19 protein-coding genes are annotated in these 24334 nt (G+C 67.8%); 10 read left to right on the top strand and 9 right to left on the bottom strand.

Annotation, left to right across the window (positions count from 1 at the left end; genetic code table 11):
- Window positions 1-25 precede the first annotated feature (25 nt).
- From leuC to leuB, 3 genes are read left to right on the top strand one after another with little or no spacing between them, the layout of a single operon-like run.
- Window positions 26-1444, top strand: a complete 1419-nt coding sequence (gene leuC, locus R5H29_RS16080; RefSeq protein WP_019662045.1) for a 3-isopropylmalate dehydratase large subunit — start codon at window positions 26-28, stop codon at window positions 1442-1444.
- Window positions 1444-2022: a 3-isopropylmalate dehydratase small subunit gene (gene leuD, locus R5H29_RS16085; protein WP_332329452.1), complete on the top strand. Its 579-nt coding sequence runs from the start codon at window positions 1444-1446 to the stop codon at window positions 2020-2022. Before leuC ends, leuD begins: the two co-directional genes overlap by 1 nt.
- Window positions 2012-3073, top strand: coding sequence for a 3-isopropylmalate dehydrogenase (gene leuB / locus R5H29_RS16090; protein WP_021202145.1), 1062 nt, complete (start codon window positions 2012-2014; stop codon window positions 3071-3073). The genes leuD and leuB overlap by 11 nt, the downstream gene beginning before the upstream one ends.
- A 107-nt stretch (window positions 3074-3180) precedes the next feature.
- Here the strand turns inward: leuB and R5H29_RS16095 are convergent, their stop codons facing one another.
- A complete protein-coding gene (locus tag R5H29_RS16095) occupies window positions 3181-3954 on the bottom strand; it encodes an SDR family oxidoreductase (RefSeq protein WP_019662047.1) in 774 nt (257 codons plus the stop codon).
- 117 nt (window positions 3955-4071) lie between these two features.
- Between R5H29_RS16095 and R5H29_RS16100 the strand changes: the two genes are divergently transcribed.
- On the top strand, window positions 4072-4977 hold the full coding sequence (locus tag R5H29_RS16100) for a LysR family transcriptional regulator (protein ID WP_134731357.1): 906 nt from the start codon (window positions 4072-4074) through the stop codon (window positions 4975-4977).
- A 127-nt stretch (window positions 4978-5104) separates the two neighbouring features.
- Here R5H29_RS16100 and R5H29_RS16105 read toward each other — a convergent pair whose 3' ends face one another.
- Window positions 5105-8266 (bottom strand): efflux RND transporter permease subunit, encoded by a 3162-nt coding sequence (locus tag R5H29_RS16105; RefSeq protein WP_111104247.1) that lies wholly within the window; start codon window positions 8264-8266, stop codon window positions 5105-5107.
- 4 nt (window positions 8267-8270) lie between these two features.
- Window positions 8271-9401: an efflux RND transporter periplasmic adaptor subunit gene (locus R5H29_RS16110; RefSeq protein ID WP_134731361.1), complete on the bottom strand. Its 1131-nt coding sequence runs from the start codon at window positions 9399-9401 to the stop codon at window positions 8271-8273.
- A 117-nt stretch (window positions 9402-9518) separates the two neighbouring features.
- On the opposite strand from R5H29_RS16110, the gene R5H29_RS16115 reads away from it, so the two are divergent.
- The 3 genes from R5H29_RS16115 to R5H29_RS16125 all read left to right on the top strand — a co-directional run bounded on the left by R5H29_RS16115 (window position 9519) and on the right by R5H29_RS16125 (window position 12357).
- Window positions 9519-10199 carry a TetR/AcrR family transcriptional regulator gene (locus R5H29_RS16115; protein ID WP_019662051.1) on the top strand — a complete coding sequence of 227 codons (681 nt, stop codon included), beginning with the start codon at window positions 9519-9521 and terminating at the stop codon, window positions 10197-10199.
- 135 nt (window positions 10200-10334) lie between these two features.
- The gene (locus R5H29_RS16120) at window positions 10335-10982 is read left to right on the top strand and encodes a protein-L-isoaspartate O-methyltransferase (protein ID WP_019662052.1); all 648 of its coding nucleotides are present in this window, start codon (window positions 10335-10337) and stop codon (window positions 10980-10982) included.
- A 16-nt stretch (window positions 10983-10998) separates the two neighbouring features.
- The gene (locus R5H29_RS16125; protein WP_005419128.1) at window positions 10999-12357 is read left to right on the top strand and encodes a TolC family outer membrane protein; all 1359 of its coding nucleotides are present in this window, start codon (window positions 10999-11001) and stop codon (window positions 12355-12357) included.
- A 66-nt stretch (window positions 12358-12423) separates the two neighbouring features.
- Here R5H29_RS16125 and R5H29_RS16130 read toward each other — a convergent pair whose 3' ends face one another.
- Both R5H29_RS16130 and waaA read right to left on the bottom strand, forming a co-directional pair.
- A complete protein-coding gene (locus tag R5H29_RS16130; RefSeq protein ID WP_058983544.1) occupies window positions 12424-13650 on the bottom strand; it encodes a hypothetical protein in 1227 nt (408 codons plus the stop codon).
- A gap of 225 nt (window positions 13651-13875) precedes the next feature.
- Complete coding sequence (waaA, locus tag R5H29_RS16135; RefSeq protein WP_332329453.1) at window positions 13876-15174, bottom strand: lipid IV(A) 3-deoxy-D-manno-octulosonic acid transferase; 1299 nt, start codon at window positions 15172-15174, stop codon at window positions 13876-13878.
- Between the two features lie 60 nt (window positions 15175-15234).
- Here waaA and R5H29_RS16140 point away from each other — a divergent pair, with 60 nt between their 5' ends.
- Window positions 15235-16152 (top strand): LpxL/LpxP family Kdo(2)-lipid IV(A) lauroyl/palmitoleoyl acyltransferase, encoded by a 918-nt coding sequence (locus tag R5H29_RS16140; RefSeq protein ID WP_332329454.1) that lies wholly within the window; start codon window positions 15235-15237, stop codon window positions 16150-16152.
- Between the two features lie 108 nt (window positions 16153-16260).
- On the opposite strand, the gene R5H29_RS16145 is transcribed toward R5H29_RS16140, so the two are convergent.
- The 4 genes from R5H29_RS16145 to R5H29_RS16160 form a co-directional block, all read right to left on the bottom strand.
- A complete protein-coding gene (locus R5H29_RS16145) occupies window positions 16261-16710 on the bottom strand; it encodes an REP-associated tyrosine transposase (RefSeq protein WP_332329455.1) in 450 nt (149 codons plus the stop codon).
- Window positions 16711-16847: 137 nt separating this feature from the next.
- On the bottom strand, window positions 16848-18179 hold the full coding sequence (locus R5H29_RS16150) for an O-antigen ligase (protein ID WP_021204349.1): 1332 nt from the start codon (window positions 18177-18179) through the stop codon (window positions 16848-16850).
- Window positions 18160-19275, bottom strand: coding sequence for a glycosyltransferase (locus R5H29_RS16155; RefSeq protein ID WP_332329456.1), 1116 nt, complete (start codon window positions 19273-19275; stop codon window positions 18160-18162). The genes R5H29_RS16150 and R5H29_RS16155 overlap by 20 nt, the downstream gene beginning before the upstream one ends.
- Before the next feature lie 15 nt (window positions 19276-19290).
- Entirely contained in the window at window positions 19291-19488 is a 198-nt protein-coding gene (locus R5H29_RS16160) for a zinc-finger domain-containing protein (protein WP_005410967.1), read from the bottom strand.
- A gap of 418 nt (window positions 19489-19906) precedes the next feature.
- Here R5H29_RS16160 and R5H29_RS16165 point away from each other — a divergent pair, with 418 nt between their 5' ends.
- The gene (locus tag R5H29_RS16165; protein WP_332329457.1) at window positions 19907-23251 is read left to right on the top strand and encodes a GH92 family glycosyl hydrolase; all 3345 of its coding nucleotides are present in this window, start codon (window positions 19907-19909) and stop codon (window positions 23249-23251) included.
- Complete coding sequence (locus R5H29_RS16170) at window positions 23248-23991, top strand: basic secretory protein-like protein (RefSeq protein WP_332329458.1); 744 nt, start codon at window positions 23248-23250, stop codon at window positions 23989-23991. The genes R5H29_RS16165 and R5H29_RS16170 overlap by 4 nt, the downstream gene beginning before the upstream one ends.
- The last annotated feature ends 343 nt before the right edge of the window (window positions 23992-24334 follow it).

The raw sequence follows: 24334 nt of genomic DNA on the forward strand, positions 1-24334 counted from the left end.
TTTCGTACTTCTGCCAGGCATACGCATGACTTCCGCTCCCCGCACCCTGTACGACAAACTGTGGGACGCCCACGTGGTGGTTCCCGAATCCGACAGCGCGCCCGCCGTGCTGTACATCGACCTGCACCTGATCCACGAGGTGACCTCGCCGCAGGCGTTCACCGAGCTGCGCGAGCGCGGCCTGTCGCCGCGCCGCCCGGACCGCACCAAGGCGACGATGGACCACTCCACGCCGACCCTGCCGGCCGCCGCGGACGGCACGCTACCCTATGCCAGCGCCGCCTCCGAGGCACAGGTCGCCACGCTGGCACGCAACTGCGCCGAGCACGGCATCGAGCTGTTCGACATGGCCTCGGACAATCGCGGCATCGTCCACGTGATCGCGCCGGAACAGGGCTTCACCCAGCCGGGCATGACCATCGTCTGCGGTGACAGCCACACATCCACCCACGGGGCCTTCGGTTCGCTGGCGTTCGGCATCGGCACCAGCGAAGTCGGCCATGTGCTGGCCACGCAGTGCCTGCTTCAGCGCAAGGCGAAGACCTTTGCGATCACCGTCGATGGCCCGCTGGCGCCCGGCGTCGGCGCCAAGGACGTGGTGCTGCACATCATCGGCGTGATCGGCGTCAACGGCGGCACCGGCCACGTCATCGAGTTCCGTGGCAGCACCATCGAAGCGATGGACATGGAACAGCGCATGACCCTGTGCAACATGTCGATCGAGGCCGGTGCACGCGCCGGCATGGTCGCGCCCGACCAGGTCACCTTCGACTTCGTCGCCAACACCCCGCGCGGCCCAAAGGGCGCCGATTTCGAGGCTGCGGTGGCGCGCTGGCAGCAGCTGCGCAGTGATGACGGCGCGCGCTTCGACAGCGAAGTACGCATCGACGCCACCGACATCCGCCCGACCCTGACCTGGGGCACCCATCCGGGCACGGCCATCGCAGTGGACGCGCCGATTCCGGCGGCCAACGATGCCGCCGCACAGAAGGGCCTGGACTACATGCACTTCCAGGCGGGCAAGGCGCTGGCCGGTACGCCGGTGGACGTGGTGTTCGTCGGTTCGTGCACCAATGGCCGCCTGAGCGACATGCGCGAAGTCGCGCAGGTCCTGCGCGGCCGCCGCGTCGCTGACCGCGTGCGCATGCTGGTGGTGCCGGGCTCGGAGATCGTCAAGCGCGAGGCCGAGGCCGAGGGCATCCACGAGATCGTGCGCGCTGCCGGGGCCGAGTGGCGCGAGCCGGGCTGTTCGATGTGCATCGCCATGAACGGCGATCTGGTCGCGCCCGGCCAGCTGGCCGTGAGCACCAGCAACCGCAATTTCGAGGGCCGCCAAGGCCCCGGTTCGCGCACCCTGCTGGCTTCGCCGATGAGCGCGGCGTGGGCCGCGGTCAACGGGCACGTGGCCGATACCCGCGAACTGTTCGCACAGGAGGTGGCGTGATGGCCGGTTTCCGTACCCTGACCTCGGCCAGCGTGGTGCTGCGCCAGACCAACATTGACACCGACCAGATCATCCCGGCACGGTTCCTGTCCACCACCGAGCGTGCCGGCCTGGGCCGCAACGCGTTCAATGACTGGCGCTGGCAGGCTGATGGTTCGCCGGTGGCCGACTTCGCCTTCAACCAGCCGCACAACGCCGGCCGCAGCATCCTGCTGGCGGGCCGCAACTTCGGCTGCGGTTCTTCGCGCGAACATGCGCCGTGGGCGCTGACCGACCTGGGCCTGCGTGCCATCGTCAGCAGCGAGATCGCCGATATCTTCCGCGGCAACGGGCTGAAGAACGGCCTGCTGCCGATCGTGCTGGACGAGGCCGACGTGCAGGCGCTGATGCAGCGCCCGGACGATGCGCTGACCATCGACGTGGCTGCGCGCGAACTGCGCACGCCCGATGGCCGCGTCTATTCCTTCCCGCTGGATGGCTTCTCGCAGACCTGCCTGCTGGAAGGCGTGGACCAGTTGGGGTATCTGTTGGGCCGTGTCCCTGAAATCGAACGTTACGAGAGTGAGCATGCACGCTGAAATTGTTGTCCTGCCCGGTGATGGCATCGGCCCGGAAGTGGCCGCCGCGGCAGTGGCCGTCCTGAAGGCCGTCGCCGAGCGCTTCAACCACACCTTCACCTTCAGCGAGCACGACATCGGTGGCGTTGCCATCGACCGCCACGGTGAACCGCTGCCGGCGTCGACCCTGGAAGCCTGCCAGGCCGCCAACGCCGTGCTGCTGGGCGCGGTCGGCGGCCCGAAGTGGTCCGACCCGAACGCCAAGGTGCGTCCGGAACAGGGCCTGCTGGCAATCCGCAAGGCACTGGGCCTGTATGCCAACCTGCGCCCGGTGCGTACCCATGAAGCCGCGCTGCATGCCTCGCCGATCAAGGCCGAGCTGCTGCAGGGCGTGGACTTCGTGGTGGTGCGCGAGCTGACCGGTGGCATCTACTTCGGCGACAAGACCCGCGACGCCGACAGCGCCAGCGACCTGTGCCGCTACACCGTGGCCGAGATCGAACGCGTGCTGCGCAGTGCCTTCCGCCTGGCGCAGCAGCGTCGCGGCAAGGTCACCTCGGTGGACAAGGCCAACGTGCTGGAGACCTCGCGCCTGTGGCGTGACGTGGCCGCTCGCATCGGCCGCGAGGAGTTCCCGGAGGTGGCGCTGGAGCACCAGCTGGTCGATTCGATGGCCATGCACCTGCTGGCCAAGCCGCGCGAGTACGACGTGATCGTCACCGAGAACATGTTCGGCGACATCCTCACCGACGAAGCCTCGATGCTGGCCGGCTCGCTCGGCCTGCTGCCGTCGGCCTCGCTGGGTGAGCCGGGTGCGGTCGGCATCTACGAACCGATCCACGGTTCGGCCCCGGACATCGCCGGCAAGGGCATCGCCAATCCGTACGCGACGATCTTCAGCGCCGCGATGCTGCTGCGCCATTCGCTGGGGCTGGAAGCCGAGGCTGCGGCGGTGGAAGCTGCAGTGCACGCCGTGCTGGACGATGGCGTGTTCACCGCCGATCTGGCCGCCAAGGGCCAGGCGGTGAGTACCGCCGCTGCCACCGACGCCGTGCTCGCCAAGCTGCGCTGACCCATCGGGCAATACCTGTAGAGCCGAGCCATGCTCGGCTCATGCAACAGCAGTCGAGCATGGCTCGACTCTACAGGTAGCAGGCAGCCACGCCTGGCGTGGCTGCATTATTTGGTGGTGTACCCACCATTGACCAGGATGGTCTGCCCCGTCATCCACCATCCATCGGTGACCAGGAAGCGGATCCACGGCACGATATCGGCGATGTCGGTCAGCCCGGTGCGGGTGAACGCCGAGAGCGCGGCCGCGGTCTTGTGGTACGCCTGCGCATCGGCACTCTCGGCCGGGTAGAAGAACGGCGTGTCCATCGGGCCGGGCCCGATCGCAGTCACCGAGATGCCGCGCTCACCGAACTCCTTCGACGCCGCGCGGGTGAAGTGCTCGACTGGCGCCTTGGTACCGGCGTAGCTGGAATAGAACGGCGTGTAGGCACCCAGCAATGAGGTGACCAGGGTGCAGATGCGACCACCGTCGTTGACGTGGCGGCCGGCTTCCTTGAGAAAGAAGAACGCCGCCTTGGCGTTGACCGCGCTCATCTCGTCGTACTCCGCTTCGCTGATGTCCAGCAGCGGTTTCTTCAATACCTTGCCGACCGTATTGATGGCGATGTCGGGACGGCCGACTGCGGCCACGGCATCGGCGAACAAGCGCTCCATCGCTGCCGCCGAGGTCAGGTCGCCCTGCAGGGCCACCGCCTTGCTGCCGGCGGCCTGCACTGCGGCTACAGTCGCTTCTGCATCGGCCTGGGTAGCGGCACTGTTGTAGTGGATGACGATGGCTTTGGCGCCCTGTGCGGCGAAGTCGCGGGCGATCAGGCCGCCCAGGTTCTTGGCGCCACCGGCGATCAGCACGGTCTTGCCCTTGAGGGAATGCTCGGTCATGGCTTCGGTCTCGGGAGGGGGCTACCCGGGGTGGCAACCCTGCCCTGACGACGATATCGTGCAGAAAAAGCGGATAAAGCCCGCCACATTGACTTAACTTTCCAGAGCCAGCGAACAATGGACCGGATCGATCGCTTCCGCATCTTCACCCGGGTCGTGGAGTGCGCCAGCTTCACCCGCGCCGCCGACCAGCTCGGCCTGCCCCGCTCGACCGTTTCGGCGGCGGTGGCCGAGCTCGAACAGCGTCTTGGCACCCGTCTGCTGCAGCGCTCGACCCGCCGGGTGTCCACCACCCATGATGGCGACGTGTTCCATGCCCGCTGCCTGCGCCTGATCGCCGAGGTCGAGGACGCCGAATCGCTGTTCCGTCAAGACGATGCGCAACCGGTCGGTCTGCTGAAGATCGACGTGCCCAGCCGCATCGGCCGCCGCATCATCGCACCGGCGCTGCCCGAATTCTTCGCGCAGTATCCGCAGGTGGAAGTGGACCTGGGCATGACCGACCGCGCGGTAAACCTGATCGAGGACGGTTGCGATGCGGTGCTGCGGGTCGGTCAACTGGGCGATTCCAGCCTGGTGGCGCGCACGCTGGGCCAGCTCGACTTCGTCAACGTCGCCGCGCCCGCTTACCTGCGCGAACACGGCGTGCCGCAGCATCCTGCCGACCTGCCGCAGCACCGCGCGGTGAACTACGCGTCGCCGACCACGGCACGGGTGGAATCGTGGGAGTGGCAGGACGGCGGCCAACTGCGCACGCTGCCGATGCCCGGCTGGGTGCGTGTGAACAGCGCCGAGGCATCGATTGCGTGCTGTGTGGCGGGGTTGGGGTTGCTGCAGATTCCGCGCTACGACGTGCAGGCCGAACTGCAATCCGGCGCGTTGGTGGAGGTGATGCCACAGCACGTGGCGCAGCCCTTGCCGGTGACGCTGTTGCAACCGCATCGGCAACACCGCGCGCAGCGTGTTCAGGTGTTCATCGAATGGCTGCTGCCGGTCTTGAGGGCCGGCCTGCAGCTGCAGTAGATCCACGCCATGCGTGGATGGGGCATCCGTGCCAACCAAGGTTGGCCCCCACCTGGGAAGGGACCAACCGGCATGGGTGGGGCCAGACCCTTTTCCCGGAGGAAGAGGGATCCGACCCCGGTCGGCGTTACGCCCCGGATTCGTCCGGCTTCACCCGGAACCACGCCGCATACAGCGCCGGCAGGAACACCAGCGTCAGCACCGTACCGACGATCAGGCCGCCCATGATCGAGATCGCCATCGAGCCGTAGAACGCGCTGCGCGACAGCGGAATCATCGCCAGCACCGCCGCCAGCGCGGTCAGCACGATCGGGCGGAAACGGCGCACCGTGGCATCGATGATCGAATGCCAGCGGTCATGCCCGGCATCGATGTCCTGCTGGATCTGGTCGATCAGGATCACCGAGTTGCGCATGATCATGCCGGCCAGCGCGATCGTGCCCAGCAGCGCGACGAAGCCGAACGGCGCCCGGAACAGCAGCAGGAACAGGGTCGCGCCGATGATGCCCAGCGGCGCGGTCACCAGCACCATCGCTGCACGCGAGAAGCTGCGCAGCTGCAGCATCAGCAGCGTGGCCACCACCACCAGGAACAGCGGCATGCCGGCCTTGATCGAGTTCTGGCCACGTGCCGAATCCTCCACGGTACCGCCGGTTTCCAGCAGGTAACCACTGGGCAGCTCGGCACGGATGCCATCCAGTGTGGGCAGGATCTGATGAACCACGTCCAGCGCCTGCATGCCATCACTGATGTCGGCGCGCACGGTCACCGTCGGCAACCGGTTGCGGTGCCAGATGATGCCGTCCTCGAAGCCGTACTCCATCGTCGCCACCTGCGACAGCGTGATGCTGCCACCGTTGGCGGTGGGCATCGACAGGCTGGACAGCAGCTCCAGCTGGTTGCGCTCATCGGCCGGCCCGCGCAGCAGCATCTCGATCTGGCGATTGCCTTCGCGATACACGCTCACCGACTGCCCGGCCAACGAACTGGACAGGAACTGGCTGACCTGGGCGCTGCTAACGCCCAGCGCACGGGCGCGCTCCTGGTCGACCACCAGGCGCACCACCTTGCTCGGCTCGCTCCAGTCCAGGTTGACGTTCATCACGTGCGGGTTCTCCCGCACCTTGGCCTCGACCTGGCGCGCGATCGCCTGCACCTTCTCGATGTGCTCGCCGGAGATGCGCATCTGCACCGGATAGCCGACCGGCGGTCCGTTCTCCAGGCGGGTCACGCGCATCTGCACGTCCGGGAACTTCGGGATCACCTCGTGCAGCAGCCAGTCGCGGGTGCTCTCGCGCGCCTTGATGTCCTTGGCCAACACCACGAACTGGGCGAAGTTGGTCGCCGGCAGCTGCTGGTCCAGCGGCAGATAGAAGCGCGGCGAACCGGTGCCCACATAGGACACGTAGTTGGCAATGCCCTCGCGGCGGGACAGCAGCTTTTCCAGCTTCTCGGCCTGGGCCTGGGTCGAGCGCAGCGAGGCGCCCTCGGCCAGCTCGATGTCCACCATCAGCTCCGGCCGGGTCGAGTCCGGGAAGAACTGCTGGGGCACGAAGCGGAACATCATCAGCGAGAACACGAACAGGGCGATGGTCGCGGCGATCACCCACCAGCGATGGCGCAGGCAGGTATCGAGGAAGCGGCGGAAGCTGCGATAGAACGGGCGCTGGTACGGATCATGGTCGTGCCCATGCTGCGGCGGCGCAATCAGGTTGGCCAGCGCCGGGTAGCGGTCGGCCCACTGCTGGCGCTTGGCATGCCAGCGCGCGGACAGGCTGCCCGGCTTGGGCGGCTGCGGATTGAACAGGTCCGGCAGCATCTTGTCACCCAGGTAGGGAATGAACAGTACGGCCGCGATCCACGACACCACCAGCGCGATGGTCACCACCTGGAACAGCGAACGCGTATATTCACCGGTGCTCGATGCCGCCGTGGCGATCGGCAGGAAGCCGGCTGCGGTGATCAACGTACCGGTCAGCATCGGGAACGCAGTCGATTCCCAAGCGAAACTGGCCGCGCGCAGGCGGTCGTAGCCCTGCTCCATCTTGGTGGCCATCATCTCCACCGCGATGATCGCATCGTCCACCAGCAGGCCCAGCGCCAGCACCAGCGCGCCCAGCGAGATCTTGTGCAGGCCGATGTCGAAGTAGTGCATGACGAAGAAGGTCATCGCCAGCACCAGCGGAATGGTGACGCCCACCACCAGGCCGGTGCGCAGGCCCAGCGAGAAGAAGCTGACCAGCAGCACGATCACCACCGCCTCGGTCAGCACCTGCACGAACTCGCCGACCGACTCTTCCACCGATTGCGGCTGGTCGGACACCTTGCGCAGCTGCATGCCGGCCGGCAGGGTCTTCTGCAGCCGTTGGAACTCGGCATCAAGGTTGGCACCGAGCTTGAGGATGTCACCGCCATCCTTCATCGCCACCGCCAGGCCGATCGCCTCTTCGCCCATGAAGCGCATCTTCGGCGACGCCGGATCGGCGAAGCCGCGCTTGACCTCGGCGATGTCACCCAGGTGCACGGTGCGGTCGCCAGCACGGATCGGGAACTGGCGGATTGCTTCGATGTCGTTGAACTGGCCGGTCACGCGCAGCTGCACGCGATCGGTGGCGGTCTCGAAGAAGCTGGTGCCGGTGACCGCATTCTGGTCGGCCAGCGCCTGCTGTACCTGCTGCATCGACACACCCAGCGTGGCCAGGCGGGTGTTGGACAGCTCGATCCAGACCTTCTCGTCCTGCAGGCCGACCAGGTCGATCTTGCCGACATCGGGCACGCGCTGCAGTTCCAGCTGGATGCGGTCGGCGTAGTCGCGCATCACCGCGTAGTCGAAGCCCTTGCCGGTCAACGCATAGATGTTGCCGTAGGTGTCGCCGAACTCATCGTTGAAGAACGGGCCGACGATCTCGCGCGGCAGCGTCGCACGGATGTCGCCCACGCGCTTGCGCACCTGGTACCACAGGTCCGGGATCTGCCTGGAACGCAGGCTGTCGCGGGCCATGAAGATGACCTGCGATTCGCCGGGGCGCGAATAGGAGCGGATGAACTCGTACTCGCCGGTGTTCATCAGCGCCTTCTCGATCGGCTCGGTCACCTGGCGCGAGACCTGCTCGGCGGTGGCGCCCGGCCACAGCGTGCGCACCACCATCGCCTTGAAGGTGAATGGTGGATCCTCGGACTGGCCCAGGTGCTTGTACGACCACGCGCCGATCAGCGCGAAGGCCAGCATCGCGAACAGCACCAGCGGGCGATTGGCCAGCGCCCACTCGGAAAGATTGAAGCGGCGCACCGGCTTACTCCCTGGCCTTGGCGGCAGCGGCCGGCGCGGCCGGCTTCAGCACCGGGCGGTTCTGCCGGTCCACGGCGATCACCGGCTGGCCCGCTCGCAGCAGGTGGCCACCGGCGGCAACCACCCAGTCACCCGCGTTCACGCCGGACAGCACCGGCACGGTCTCGCTGCCAAACGCACCGGTGGTGACCGAGGCGGCCTTCAGCGTGCTGTTGGCCGGATCGACCACCCACACGCTGGCGGCACCGTTGGCACCGCGCTGCAGCGCGCCCAGCGGCAGCTGCAGGGTACCGTGGCGACCGGCGCTGCTGTAGACGCGCGCGCTCTGGCCCAGTTCGACATCGGCCAGCGCATCGGCGGCCAGGCTGACGCGGGTGGCATAGGTGCGTGCCTGCGGATCGGCGGCGGCGGCGATCTCGCGGATCGTACCGGGCAGGCGCTGGCCCGGGCGGTTCCACAGTTCCACCTCGACCGGCTGGCCGACCGCGTAGTCGCGGATGGTGGCTTCAGGCAGGTCGATCAGCACTTCGCGGCCGCCATCGGCGGCCAGGTTGAAGATGGTCTGGCCGGCGGACACCACCTGCCCGGCTTCGGCCTCGCGGCTGGCGATCACGCCATCGGCCGGCGCGCGCAGCTGCGCGTAGTCAGCCTGGTTGCGCAGCACATCGAGGTTGGCGCGGGCCGCATTGGCCTGGCCCTGCGCGGCCTTGAACGCCGCGGACTGCTGGTCCAGCTGCGAGCGGCTGACCAGTTGCTGGTCGGCCAGCACCTGGTAGCGCTTGAGGTCATCGCGGGCACGCACCAGGTCGGCCTCGGCCGCAGCCAGCTGCGCCTGTGAGGCACGGGCCTGCAGCGCGAAGTCAGCCACGTCCAGTTCGGCCAGCACGTCGCCCTTCTTCACCCGCTGGCCGGCATCGACGTGGCGCTTGACCAGGTTGCCTCCGACGCGGAACGACAGCGGGCTTTCCTGGCGGGCACGCACCGTGCCCGGGAATGCCGCCGGCGCCTGTCCGGCCTGTTCGCCGGGGTGAACCACCAGTACCGGCACGGCCGCCTGCGGCGCCTGTTCCTGTCCCGAACAGGCTGCCAGCGCAGCCACCCACACCATACCGCCCATCCAGCGCACGATCTTCATCGGTCAACGTCCTGAAAACACAGGGTTGCAACAAGGGGGAGCCGCGACTGCCGGCCCAATTTAATAAACCGGCCGGTATAGTATAAATATCGAACCGCTTGGTCTAGTATTGTTGCGATGAGTTCTTCCACTTCCCGCAAGCCGTCGGCCAAGCCTGCTGCCAAGGCCGCCGGACCCGGGCGCCCCAAGGATCTGGGCAAGCGCGCGGCGATCCTTGAAGCAGCCAAGGTACTGTTCATCGAACAGGGGTATACCGGCGTGAGCATGGACACCATCGCCGCCCAGGCCGGCGTCTCGAAGCTGACCGTGTACAGCCACTTCGGCGACAAGGAGACCCTGTTCTCCGAGGCCGTGCAGTCAAAGTGCATTGAAATGCTGCCCGATGCCCTGTTCGTGGCCGACACGGACGGCCCGCTGCGCGACCAGCTGATCGGCATCGGTCTGGCCTTCTTCGAACTGATCACCTCCGACGCGGCGATCTCGATCCAGCGCATGATGATGGCGCCGGAGACCGACGAACGCCTGCGCGAGCTGTTCTGGAAGGCAGGACCGGAACGTACCTGCGAGGCCCTGGCTGACTTCCTGCGGGCACGCGCCGAGCGCGGCGAGCTGGAAATCACCGACTATTCGCTGGCTGGCGAGCAGTTCCTGACCCTGGTCAAGGGCGAAGTGCACATGCATATGATGTGCGGCATGCCACTGTCACCGGTGGAATGCGACCCTCTTGCCCACGTGACCGCCAGCATCGACTTCTTCCTGCGCGCCTACGCGCCGCGAGGGGCCGGAACAGCTGAATAACCAAAACTGAACGAACCGGAGGTCGCGATGACTTCCGGCACTGCGACCCCGGCCCCCGGCAGCTGATGCTCTGGGCGCGCCGCCGGCCTCCGGCACCGGTAAAATGGCCGGCCCACTGCGCTGGATTTGAACCTCATGACGATTGATTACGCCCACGCCCGCGAACTGATGGTGGAACAGCAGATCCGTCCCTGGGACGTGCTGGACATCAAGGTGCTCGACGTCCTGGCCCGCCTGCCGCGCGAGGCTTTTGTCGCCGATGCACACCGGGCACTGGCCTACGCCGATGTCGAACTGCCGATAGGCCACGGCCAGAAGATGATGAAGCCGGTCATCGAGGGCCGTACCCTGCAGGCGCTGGACCTGCAGCCGGGTGACGAAGTGCTGGAAATCGGCACCGGCAGCGGCTTCCTGGCCGCCTGCATCGGCGCGCTGGCGCGCGATGTGCTGAGCCTGGAAATCGACCCGGAGCTGGCCGCCGCCGCGCGTGCCCGCCTGGACGCTTCCGGCCTGGGCAGCAACGTCCGCGTGGAAGTGGCCGATGCCCTGTCCTGGCAGACCGAACGCCGCTTTGACGTGATCTGTGTCACTGGTGCGGTCGACGTGGTGCCGTCACAGTTCGCCTCGTGGCTGCGTCCGGGTGGCCGCCTGTTCGTGATCCACGGCCGCTCGCCGGCGATGGAGGCCCTGCTGGTCAAGGCCGACGGCAGCTCCGAGTCCCTGTTCGAGACCGATATCGATTACCTGCGTGGTGCCGCCCCGGCCCCCCAGTTCCACCTCTGAGTCCAAGGAAGCCGCAATGATCCGCCGATCCCTCGCTGTTGCGCTGGCCACTGCCCTGCTGCCGTTGTCCGCCCATGCCGCCGACCTGCTGCAGGTCTACGAAATGGCCCGCAACGGCGATCCGCAGCTGTCGGCCGCCGAATCGACCCGGCTGTACGACAAGGAAGGCGCCGTGCAGGCGCGTGCCGCCCTGCTGCCGCAGATCAACGGCCAGGCCGCGCTGAACCGCACGCGCAGCGAGCCGAACGCCGACGCCAACTCCGGCTCGTTCACCAACAAGCGCCGCACCTACACGATCGACGGCAGCCAGACGCTGTTCAACTGGACCCAGATCAACAACCTGCGCTCGCAGCGTGAGCTGAGCAAGGCGGCGGACTTCACCCTCGAATCGGCCAACGACAACCTGATCGTGCGCACCTCGGCGGCCTACTTCAACGTGCTGGTGGCGATCGAATCGCTGAACGCCGCGCAGACCAACGAAGCGGCCGCGAAGAAGCAGTTCGACTTCGCCGACAAGCGCCTGGAAGTGGGCCTGGCGCCGATCACCGACGTGCACGAAGCACGCGCCCAGTACGACCAGGCGCGTGCCAACACCATCATTGCGCAGAACACCCTGGCCGATAACTACCAGGCCCTGACCGAACTGACCGGCCAGCCGGTGACCAACCTGCGTGGCCTGCCGGCGGACTTCCGCCCGGAAGTGCCGGCCAACCGCGGCAACATCGATGAGCTGGTGCAGCAGGCCACCACCCAGAATCCGGCGCTGAAGGCGCAGGAGCTGAAGGTCAGTGCGGCCGAAGCTGGCGTGCAGGCTGCCCGCGGTGGCCATTACCCGACCCTGTCGCTGGGCGGCAGCTGGGGCAAGAGCGCGACCTGGGGCGACAGCACCGGCGCCGGCTCGTTGTCGCCGGACGCACGCACCAACAGCATCGGCCTGACCCTGAGCGTGCCGATCTTCTCCGGTGGTGCCACCCAGTCCGGCGTGCGCCAGGCGCTGGCCCAGCGTGACATCGCCCAGGACGGCTACGAGCAGCAGAAGCGTGCCCTGGACCGCAATACCCGCAATGCCTACCAGACCCTGGTGCAGGGCATCAGCGAAGTGGAAGCCCGCCGCTTGGCGGTGGTCTCGGCGCAGAGCGCGTACGACGCTTCGCAGGTCGGCCTGGAGGTCGGCACCCGTACCGTGCTGGATGTGATCCAGAACCAGCGCATCCTGTTCTCGGCGCAGCTGGACTACGCCCAGGCCCGTTACACCTTCCTGCAGAACCGCCTGCTGCTGAGCCAGTCGCTGGGCGCACTGGACGTGGCCGAGTTGCAGGACGTGAACCGCCTGCTGACCCAGGACGCGGGCAATCCGGCAACGACGACGCACTGAGCCGTCGCCTGCCGGCAACGAAAAGCCACCCGCGAGGGTGGCTTTTTTGTGCGCGATGCACGGCCATCAGCCGGGCCAGGCCCGCAGCCACCCGATGGCGGCCAGCATGCACAGTCCGGCGGCCACAGGCGCCAGCAGCGCAAGGCCACGTGCCAACGGTGACTGCCCGCGCAGTACGGCCAGGCACAGGGCGGCCATCACCACCAGCACGACCGGGCCGGGCAGCACCGGCAGGATGCCCGCGGGCACGCCGAAAGCCAGCACCGCCGCTGACAGAATCAACGCGACCGGCACCGCCCGCACATGCATGCCGATTGCTTCGTCATGCCGTGCCGGCCACAGCTGCATCGCCAAGCACAGGCCCACCCGCAGCAGCACCAGCAGCAGCGCGGCCAATCCGGCCGCGCCGGCCAGCGGCAGCAACGGCATCAGCCACTGCAGCTGCGGGTGCGGTTGCAGGGCTACCGCCAGCGGTCGCGTGCTGTCCAATGCAGGGAACTCGACCAGCCCGGCCTGCAATGCAGCGACCACGATCAGCAACAGCATGGCCAGCAGCAGCATGCCCGCCAGCAGCCGCGACTGGCGCGCCTTCACCTGCCCGCCCAAGCCGGGAAATCCAACCGCCAGGCCCACGCTGGCGAACGCACCCAGCAGCGGCACGCTCGCCGCCAATACACCACCAAGCCCAAAGCGATAGGGAGCCGTCGCCTCCGGCAGCCAGGGAATCCAGTGCGCGTAGTGCATGTAACGGGCTGCCAGTGCCACCAGCAGCAGGCCGGTCCCGATCTTCATCGTCAACAGCGCACACGCCACCAGAACCATTCGTCGCCACGGCAGCAACCCGACCACACCAATCAGAAGCACCGCCAGGCTGGCCATCAGCGGACCCGGCACCGCGTAGTCGGCCTCGACGCCACAATAGGCCAGCAGTGCACGCAGATGACGGGCCAGCGATTGCGCCACGCCACCCATGGTCGCCACCAGTTCCAACAACAGCGCGCCGCCGAGCACACCGGCGGATGCCCGGCCCCAGCACGCACGCAACACTCCCTGCAGGCCATCGACAGCCGGCAGCTGCTGGTTGAGGGCGTGCAGGCAATACAGCAGTGGCATCGTACCCAGTGCGGCCAGCAACAGGCTCAGCACGATGGCCGGCCCAGCCTCGGCCGCCGTGTGCTGGCCGATCAGCGCGACCACATTGCCCCCCAGCAGCAGCGTCAGCGCCACCACTGCAAGATGCTCCATGCCGGGCCGGGCATCACCGATGCCCTCCGGCCTGCTGCCCCCATCCATCGCAAGCTCCCTTGATATCCGTCCAAGCGCGGTCGACAGCAGGCTGGCAGCCTGCGCCGAAGGGCGATATCAGAATCCTTGCCGTGCGCGCCGCGATGTGACCGCAGACACGCCCAGCGACGCGCACCCGGTTCTGTCGCGACAGAACTCCGCCCGCTAAGCAGAATTGATGCAGTCGATCACGTCAGTCGACGGACTGGGCGCAGGCCTGTGCGGCCGGTGGACTCAGCCGCGCGGCGGCGGCAGATGTGGCGCGACCAGGGCCAGCGTGCGCTGCAAAGCGCCACGGCCATTGCTGATCAACGTGCAGCCTGCCCGCGCCATGTCCTCGCGCGCCTGCGGGTCTTGGAGCAGGTGCTGCAGCAGGTCACCCACCGCTTGCACGTCATCGCCGATCAGCAAGGCACCGGCCTCACGCATGCGGCGGGAGATCTCGGCGAAGTTGTGCAGGTGGGGGCCGGTCACAGCCGCAGTACCCATTGCCGCCGGTTCCAGCAGGTTGTGGCCACCGATCGGCTGCAGGCTGCCGCCGACGAAGGCAACCTGCGCGCAGGCATAGAACGGCATCAGCTCGCCCAGGGTGTCGATGACGAATACACCCGTGCCGGCCTCGGGCCATTGCTTCGCACGACGGGTCGCCACGCTCCAGCCCTGCTCGCGCGCCAGCGCCTCCACCTTCGGGAAGCGCTCGGGGTGCCGCGGCGCCCACAGCAACAACAGGTCGGGGTGCTGCTGGCGCAGGCGCCGATGCAGGTCGATCACCGCCTGCTCCTCGCCATCATGGGTACTGGCCGCGATCCACACCGGGCGCCCGGCGGGCACGCAGGCGTGGAACTGCTCGACGAAGCCCTGCACATCCGGCGTGGCGATATCGAACTTGAGGTTGCCCAGGGCCTGCACCTGTTCCCGCGCCGCCCCCAGCTGCACGAAGCGCGCGGCGTCGTCCTGCGACTGCGCGGCCACGCAGGTGACCGTGCGCAGCGCACGGCGGATCAGCGCCGCCAGCACCCGGTAACCGCGCAGCGAACGCGCAGACAGGCGGGCGTTGAGGATATAGACCGGAATATGGCGGTCGCGGCAGCCGAACAGCATGTTCGGCCACAGCTCGGTTTCCAGGATCAGCGCCAGGCTGGGCTGGAAGTGGCCGAGGAAGCGGTTGACGCTGCCCGGCACGTCGTACGGCAGATAGACGTGGTCCAGCGCGTCCCCCCACAGCGCACGCACGCGCTCCGAACCGGTCGGGGTGATGGTGGTGATGACCCAGCGGATGTCCGGACGCTGTTGGCGCAGGGCATTCACCAGCGGCGCGGCGGCATTGACCTCGCCCACCGAGACCGCATGCAGCCAGACCCGCGGCTGGCCGGTCGGCTGCGGATACGAGGCATAGCGCTCGTCCCAGCGCCGGAAGTATTCACGGACCCGGAAACCGCGCCAGACCAGGTGGTACACGGTGATCGGCAGCAGGATGTAGAGCACGGCCGAGTACAGGCCGCGCAGGATCCATTCGGCAGGGTCTTTGCGCATGCGGCAAGGATACGGGAGCCCCCCGGGAAAGACACGCTGCCGGGTTGGTAGAATGGCGCCATGTCCGATGCCACCACCGCCGTCCGTCCGTCGCTGCGCGATCCCCGCAACTGGCCGATGTTCGCCGCCATGCTCGGCGCCTTCGCCATCGCCCGCCTGCCGTGGATGCTGCAGCGTGCGCTCGGTCGTGGCGTGGGCTGGATCAGCTGGCGCCTGCTCGGCAGCCGCCGTCGCGCCGCCGAAGTCAACCTGCGGCTGTGTTTCCCGGAAAAGGACGAAGCCTGGCGCCAGCGCCTGGTGCGCGACAGCTTCGACGCACTGGGTGTGGGCGTGTTCGAGTGCATCCGCGCGTGGTGGGGCAGCATCGTCCGCATCCGCCCACAGGTGCAGATCGAAGGCCTGGAACATCTGCGGCGGATGCAGGCCGAAGGCCGCGGCGTACTGCTGGTGTCCGGCCATTTCATGACCCTGGAGATGTGCGGCCGCCTGCTGTGCGACTACGTCGATCTTTCAGGCATGTACCGCAAGCACAAGAACCCGGTGTACGAGTGGGCGGTGAAGTTCGGCCGCCTGCGCTATGCCAAGGCGATGTTCGCCAACGAGGACATCCGCGCGACCGTGCGCCACCTGAAGAAGGGCGGCTTTCTCTGGTATGCGCCGGACCAGGACATGCGTGGCAAGGACACCGTGTTCGTCCCGTTCTTCGGCCATACCGCGTCCACTATTACGGCCACCCACCAGCTGGCGCGCATGACCGGCTGCGCGGTGATTCCGTACTTCCACCGCCGCGAGGGCGGAAAGTACTTCCTGAAGATCGGCGCGCCGCTGGAGAACTTTCCCAGCGAGGATGTGGAAGCCGATACCACGCGGGTCAACCAGGCCATCGAAGCGATGGTGCGCGAGGCTCCCGACCAGTACCTGTGGATCCACCGCCGCTTCAAGCGCCAGCCCGGCGGCCGGAGTGATTTCTACAAATAATGGTGGGGCGGGAGGGTTTCGTCCACACATGGCGTGAATTTGATGACGCGGAGCATTCTGAAGTAGATCCACGCCATGCGTGGATGCTCTACATCCGGGTGCCGGCACCTACAACGGCCAACGGCACCATGCGTGCGGGTACTCACCCAACGTGCCGGCCAGGCCCGCACGGACCGGATTGGCCAGGATGTACATCGCCTTCTCATGAAGGGATTCATCGCTGCGTACGGCATGATCGTGGTAACCGTGCTGCCACAGCGCCCCTCGTCGCTCCAATCGCCGGTTCAGCAGTCGGCTGCTGCGTGATTTGAGCAGGGCCATACACTCGGCCAGGGTTCCTCCGCGCAGCTCCATCAGCCAGTGCAGATGGTCGGGCATGACCACCCAGGCGAGGCTGTGGCTGAAGCCCCTACGCTCGACGAAGCGCAGGGTGTCGATAAGGATCGCCACGTTTGCCGCATCGGCGAACAACGGTTCGCGGCCGAGGGTTGCTGTGGTCAATGAATAAACGTTGCCGGATCGGGAATACCGACCGTAGCGAAGTCTGGGGCTGGCCATGCCTCCAGCGTGCGCGAACTGCCGGGGCACCGATAGTGGAGATGTCACCGTGTTCAGGTCGGGAAAGCCTCATCCACGCATGGCGTGGATCTACTGATCGACTCCATGGTTGATCCCTACCATGCGCGGATGCGCGGTCACTTCACCGGCGGGGAATCATCTGCGTCGCGGGCCAGCAGGCTGCCGGCGAACAAGGCAGCGAGCAGCACGGTCAGGCCGCCCCAGAACGCGGAATAGAACGCCAGATGCGTGTTGAGCGGGAACACGGTGACCGCCAGCGCCAGCATCGCAGGGCGGGCCCGGTCACGCGCGGCCGTCGGTGCATAGCGCCAGGCCCGCCAGGCCTGGGCCACGGCTGCCAGCCACAGCAGCAGGCCGATCACCCCGGTTTCTGCCAGGATTTCCAGCACGATCTGATGCGCGTGCAGGGCGGGAGCATCCCCCCATACCGCCAGCCCCTCTTCGGCCACGCAGGCGGGATAGGCATCGCGGAAACCGCGTGCGCCGACGCCGTTGAACGGGTGTTCTTCGATCATGCAGACGGCGGCTTCCCAGATACGCGCGCGCCCCGACAGTGCCTCGTCGACACCGCGTTCGCTTCCATCCCACGCCATCGCGGTACGCGCAAGGCGTTCGCGCAGCTGCGGCACGCCTGCGGTGAGCACGCCGGCGCCCAGCACGCCGAGCAGCGCCAGCAGCAGCATCCGCTTCACACCGAACTGGCGCACGCCGCTGTAGGCCAGCACCAGCGCGAAGGTGATCCACGACGCGCGCGAGCCGGCCAGCAGCAGCACGCAGCCCAGCGCCGCCGCGGCCAGTACCCAACCCGGATTGCCAAAGCGACGCGCCAGCGGCAACAACAGGAACGGTGAGAGACTGGCCAGGACCTGGCCGAACTTCAGGTTGCACGGCCCGAGTGCCCCACTGAGGCGATCGACCACGGCTGCCTCAGTGGCCGGGCACAACGCGTGACCACTCACCGCAAGCTTCAGCTGCTCAAGCGACCAGAACCACGGGCTGGTTCCGGCCAGCGCCTGCACCAGCGCATCCAGCGTCCATGCGCCGGTGATCAGCGCCAGGCCGCCGAAGGTCAGCCGCCTGCGTTCCGGCGTGGCCACCGCGATCGCCACCAGCCACATGAAGGGCAGGTAGCGCAGGCCGGCAGCCGCCTTCGTCCACGACGCTGCCGGATCGATTGCATCAAACGCCGAGAACGCCTGCGGCAGCCAATAGCCGAGGAACAGGATGGAGGTCAGCGCCCACGCTGCCGTGCTCAACAGATGCGGGCGGCGCTGCAGGCGGCGCATGACCATGCGCGCGGCGGCGTAGACCGCGCCAAGGCCCAGCACGGTCTCCGCGATGCCCGGCAATGGCCACAGCGCTACGTACGTCAGCACCCACCACGGCGCCCAGCGCCCGGCGCGGTCGTCGCGCACGGTGACGGCGGAGTCAGCCAGCGAGGTCGGCATAGAGGCGGAGGGTATCGCGCTGCATGGCCTGCAGCGTAAACGGGATGCGGGTCGGCAGGGACGGCGGCTGCGCCAGCAGGGCCAGCGCACGTTCACCCAACGCGCGTGCATCGCCCAGCGGCACCGCGCCAGCGGGCTGCAGCTGCCGAAGCAGTTCGCCGACGCCACCATGATCCCAGCCCAGCACCGGACGGCCGACCGACAGCGCCTCGACCACGGTGCGGCCAAACGCTTCCGGTTTGTCCGACAGCTGCAGCACCAGATCGCTGGCCGCATAGGCCTGGGCGATGCGCGCGGTCGGCGTGCTGATCTGCACGGCGTCGGTCACGTCCAAGGCAGTGGCCTGCCGGCACAGGTCGGCCACGTAGGCTTCGCGGCCCGGTTCATCGGTGCCCAGCATCCACAGCTGTGCCGGCACACCAGCTGCACGTACATCGGCGAGCAATTGCAGCGCATGGGCATGTCCCTTCAGCCGGGTGCCCCGCCCCGGCAGCAGCAGCAGCGGGCCCCCAACCTGCGCCAGCCACGGGTAGTCGGCTGCCAGCGCCAGTCGTGGCCGGCGGTCGGCGCTGGCCACGCGCGGAAACTGTGTGACATCGACGCCGCGCGGAATCACCTGCAGCTTCGCTTCGGGTACCGTCGGATAGTGCCGCTGCACGTAGTCGCGCACGGTGTTGGACACGCAGATCACGCGTTCACCGCTGGTCATCACCGCGCTGTAGCGACTGGGCGAATTCAACCCGTGCACGGTGGTTACCCAGTGCGGGCGCTGGGCGGCGGGCATGGCACGGATCGCGTACAGGCCCAGCCATGCCGGCAGCCGCGAACGGGCGTGCACGATGTCCGCGCCGACTTCAGCGAACAGGCGGCGCAGGGTCGGCAGGTGGCGCAGCGTCAGCAGCGATTTGCGGCCGATGTCGAGGGTGAGGTGCTCGGCACCGCTATCGAGCAGGGGCTGCACCAGGCGGCCACCGGCGGAGACCACCAGCGCACGATGGCCGGCAGCGACCAGGGCCGCAGCGATTTCCAGGGTCGAGCGCTCGACACCGCCGGAGTGCAGCGCCGGCAGCAACTGCACCACGGTCAATCGGCGCATCGAAGGGGCCGCCGTTTAGTCGGCCAGCACGAACACGGAACCGCAGTACGGGCACTGCGCTTCGCCGTTGGGCTCGTCTTCGATCGGCAGGTACACGCGCGGATGCGAGTTCCACAGCGCCATTTCCGGGGTCGGGCAGCTCAACGGCAGATCGCTGCGGTGCACGGTGTAACGCTTCTCGGCGTTGGCGGGCGCGGTGGCGGTATGGCTCATGGCGGATTCGGTGAACGGGTTGCGAGGCCCGTGATTCTAGCATCTGGGCCGCAACGACATTGCCCCGCAACGCGCCTTTGCACGCCGCCGCCGATGCCTCGCATCTCCCCACCGCACGCCGGGCGGCGGCGACTCCGGGGATTTCGCGGTCGTTCCGGCAGGTTCGCTCGCCAGAATCGACTCCAGCGATATTTCCCGCATTTGGATCGAACTAAATGGCACTTGCCAGCGCGCGGTGGCTGTTGCAGGATCGGGCCAGGTCGCACCCCGACCCACCCAATCCAACCCGATCGCATGGCCCGCCCCCACCGGACCGGCATCGCCTCTTCCACTGCCAGCCTGGCGGGCGGAGCGATGCTGTCCGTGGTGTCCGCCGATGCGGGTTCGCCCGCCGCCAGCCCTTCCGGGAGACCCTTGCATGACCCTGTCCGATCCGCGCCGCGCCCTGCTTCCGCTCGCCCTGGCCCTGGCCTGTGCGACCACTGCGATGCCGGCGCGGGCGCAGGGGCTGCAGACCTCGTTCGAACCGGGCGAACCTGTACCGGCGCAGGCCACCGGTGCGCTACAGGTCACGATCGGCAATGGACCGGCCGCGCCCTACGCCGCCAAGCGCAACGCCGGCTACAGCGGCCTGCACGCGCTGCGCTACAGCAGCGAAGGCGGCAGCGCGCGGCGCGAACTGTTCAAGGCCGACCTGCCCATCGAGGCCGATACCACGCTGTCGTGGCTGGTGCTGCCGGAAATCGTCGGCAAGGACACCGTCGCCTCGACCTATGTATCGCTGGACCTGCTGCTGGACGATGGCAGCCGCGTTTCGGCCGGTGCGGCACGCGACCAGCATGGCGTGGCGATCGGCGCGCGCGCGCAGGGCGAATCGAAGACGCTGTACCCGCAACAATGGGCCCGCAAGGCAGTGCGGCTGGGCGACGTGCCCACGCTGAAGGGCCGCCGCGTGGTGGCGATCGAGCTGGAGGTAGCCAGTGCCGAGGGCGCGCCGGTCTCTGGCTGGATTGATGACGTGCGCCTGGATGCCCAACCGCGCCAGCAGCCGCAGCGCGTCTCGGACTGGGTGCTGACCACACGCGGCACCCAGGCCAACGGAACGTTCTCGCGCGGCAACAACCTCCCGGCCACGGCGGTGCCGCACGGGTTCAACTTCTGGACCCCGGTGACCGACGCCGGCGCACTGAACTGGCTGTACCGCTGGAACGAACAGAACGATGCGCAGAACCGCCCGCAGCTGCAGGCGCTGGCACTGAGCCACCAGCCCAGCCCGTGGATGGGCGACCGCCAGACCTTCCAGGTGATGCCTTCGGCCAGCCGTGGCGCGCCGGACGCCGACCGCCGCAAACGCGCGCTGTCGTTCGACCGCCGCCACGAAAGCGCCCGCCCGTACCGTTACGACGTGCGCTTTGACAATGGCATCGCTGCCGCCATCGCGCCGACCGATCATGCCGCACTGTTCCGATTCGACTTCCCCGAGGGCGGCGACGCCAACCTGCTGTTCGACAATGTCGATGCGCGTGGTGGCCTGACCCTGGACGCCGCCACGCAGACGCTGTCCGGCTACACCGATACGCGCAGCGGCCTGTCCAACGGTGCCAGCCGCATGTACGTGGTGGCCAGCTTCGACAAGCCGTGGCGCAGCAGCGGCCGCCTCGACACCGGCCGCCCGACCGGCTACATCAAGTTCGACGCCGGCAGCGACCGGCGGGTGACGATGCGCATCGCCACCTCGCTGATCTCGGTCGAGCAGGCGCGGCACAACCTGGCACTGGAAATCAGCGCTGCCGATACGCTGGAGAGCGTGGCCAGCCGTGCGCAGGATGCATGGGACGCGCGCCTGGCCCGTTTCGACATCGGCAACGCCAGCGACGACCAGAAGACCACGCTGTACTCCAGCCTGTACCGGCTGTACCTGTACCCCAACTCCGGCCATGAAAACGTGGGCAGCGCGGCCCTACCCGACTGGCGCTACGCCAACCAGGCCAGCGCCAGCGATGACAACACCGATGGCAGCGCGACCCGCAGCTATGCGGCCGTGCGCGACGGCAAGGTCTTCGTCAACAACGGCTTCTGGGATACCTTCCGCACCACCTGGCCGGCCTATGCGCTGTTTACGCCCGACGATGCCGGCCAGCTGGTGCAAGGCTTCATCGAGCAGTACCGCGCCGGCGGCTGGATCGCGCGCTGGTCGTCGCCGGGCTACGCCGACCTGATGGTCGGCACCAGCTCGGACGTGGCCTTCGCCGATGCCTGGCTGAAGGGCATCGGCGGCTTCGATCCGGCCGAGGCCTACGCCGCCGCGCTGAAGAACGCGACCGTGGTCCCGCCCGACCGTCATGTCGGCCGCAAGGGCATGGACCGTTCGACCTTCCGTGGCTACGCCAGCGCGGACGTGCACGAAGGCATGTCGTGGACGATGGAAGGCGCACTGAATGACTTCGGCATCGCCAACATGGCCGACGCTCTGGCCAAGCGCGCGACCACGCCGGCCGCACGCGAGCGCTACAGCACCGAGGCCGAGTACTTCCGCTATCGCGCCGCCAGCTACGCGACCATGTTCGACCCGGCCGCCGGCTTCTTCCAGGGCCGCAAGGCCGATGGCCGCTGGCGCGTGGACGCCAAGGATTACGACCCGCGCGTATGGGGCCACGACTACACCGAATCCAATGGCTGGACCTTCGCCTTCACCGCCGCCCACGATGGCGAAGGCCTGGCCGCGCTGTACGGTGGCCGCGACAAGCTGGCGGCGAAGCTGGATGCCTTCTTCGCCACGCCGGAAACCGCCGACCCGGCACTGGCCGGCTCCTATGGCGGCACCATCCACGAGATGACCGAAGCGCGCGACGTGCGCATGGGCATGTACGCGCACAGCAACCAGCCGGCGCACCACATCCCGTGGATGTACCTGTACGCCGGGCAGCCGTGGAAGACCCAGCAGCATGTGCGCGAGATCCTGTCGCGGCTGTATGTGGGCAGTGAGATCGGCCAGGGCTATCCCGGTGACGAGGACAACGGCGAGACCTCGGCGTGGTACGTGCTGGCATCGCTGGGCCTGTACCCGCTGCGCATGGGCGCACCGGAGTACGTGATCGGCTCGCCAGCCTTCGAACATGCGCGCGTGGAACTGCAGGGTGGTGCCGTGCTGACCGTGAACGCGGCCAACAACTCGCGTGAGAACGTCTACGTGCAGTCGTTGACGATCAACGGCAAACCGTGGACGAAGACCTGGGTGCCGCACGAGCTGATCGCCAAGGGCGCGACCCTCGACTTCGTGATGGGCCCCCGTCCCTCGCGCTGGGGCAGTGGCGTGGATGATGTGCCGCGCTCGTTGACCGCACGCGGCCAGCGCCCGCAGCTGCTGCACGACCTGCTCGGCAGCGGCGCGAAGGCGACGTTGGCCGATGGCCGCGCCCTGCCCGCGCTGGTCGATGACGATGCCGGCACGACGGTGGGCCTGGGCGGCGGTGCAACCATCGCGCTGACCGGCCTGGCTGAGGGCACCCCGACGATGTACACGCTGACCAGCGGTGACAGCCGTATCCAGGGCGGTGAGTGGACACTGGAGGCGCGCAACGGCAGCGGCAGCTGGGCCGTGCTCGACCAGCGCAGCGGCGAAGACTTCGAATCCGCCCGCCAGACCCGTCCATTCCGCATTGCAAAACCCGGTCGCTACAGCGAATACCGCCTGCGCCTGGCGGCACCGGGACGACTGCCGCTGGCGGAGATCGAACTGCTGGCGGCCGGCACCGTACAATGAGCGGCATGCGCTTCCGTTTTCTGCCCTTGGCCATTGTTGCCCTGTCCTTCTCCAGTTTCGGCCAGACCCAGGCGTTCGATACGCAGCTGACCCGCGACGGCGTGACGCTGAACTACCAGGACGCCCGTGGCGCCCTGGCCGCGCCGCAGCGCAAGCGGGTGATCGATACGTTCTTCTTCGCCTACCTGCGCGAACGTGCGGACTTCCACCCGGCTGCGCCGGCGATGGTGCGCATCGTGATCGACCCGGCCTACACCGGCATCGCCTTCGTCGGTGACAAGGACCAGGCCGCAACGATCACCATCAACCCGGGTTGGCTTGCGCAGCACCCCAACGACATCGACCTGGTCACCCATGAGGCCATGCACATCGTGCAGGGCTATCCGGGCTATGGCGACGCACGGGTGCCGGGTTGGCTGGTGGAGGGCATCGCCGACTACGCACGCGACCGCTACGGCATGGACAATGCCGCTGCGGGCTGGGCACTGCCGGGCAAGGTCGAGAAGGGGCAGAACTTCGACAGCGGCTACCGGGTCACCGGTGCGTTTCTGAAATGGGCCGACGCCGAACATCCGGGCCTGGTGCTGGCACTGGACAAGGCCCTGCGCGACGGCCGCTATGCACCGGCGCTGTGGCAGAAGCACACCGGCAAGGCACTGCCTGCGCTGTGGACGCAGTATGCCAAGCCGCGTTCGGATGCACCGCCGCCGGCACCAGCGCGCCGCGGCAAGCGGCGCTGAGCCCCAACGCACTTTACGTTCGCCGGGCATTGCCCGGCGCTACCGCATCGCGGCCTCAGCGCGACTGCACGAAACCGGCGTACAGCGCGAACAACTGCTGGAAGTACCGCCGCGTCACTCGATTGCGCATGACACCCTCGCCCATGGAAAGTTGGTCGGGCCCAGGGTGGGGAGGCCGGTCCGGTCCCTTCCCACGGCCAGGCCGCGTGGGCGTATTGGGCCGCAGCGGCGTTGCAGGGAAATGACCGCCGAACTGCAATTCATCGGGTAGCGCCGGGGCCCGCCCCGCGGGATGGGCGCACCCCCCCGCGGGGGGCGGGCCGGGGGGGGGGCCGGGCTCCCC

This window comes from Stenotrophomonas sp. A3_2 (genome assembly GCF_036624925.1).
Classification (GTDB): Bacteria; Pseudomonadota; Gammaproteobacteria; order Xanthomonadales; family Xanthomonadaceae; genus Stenotrophomonas; species Stenotrophomonas hibiscicola.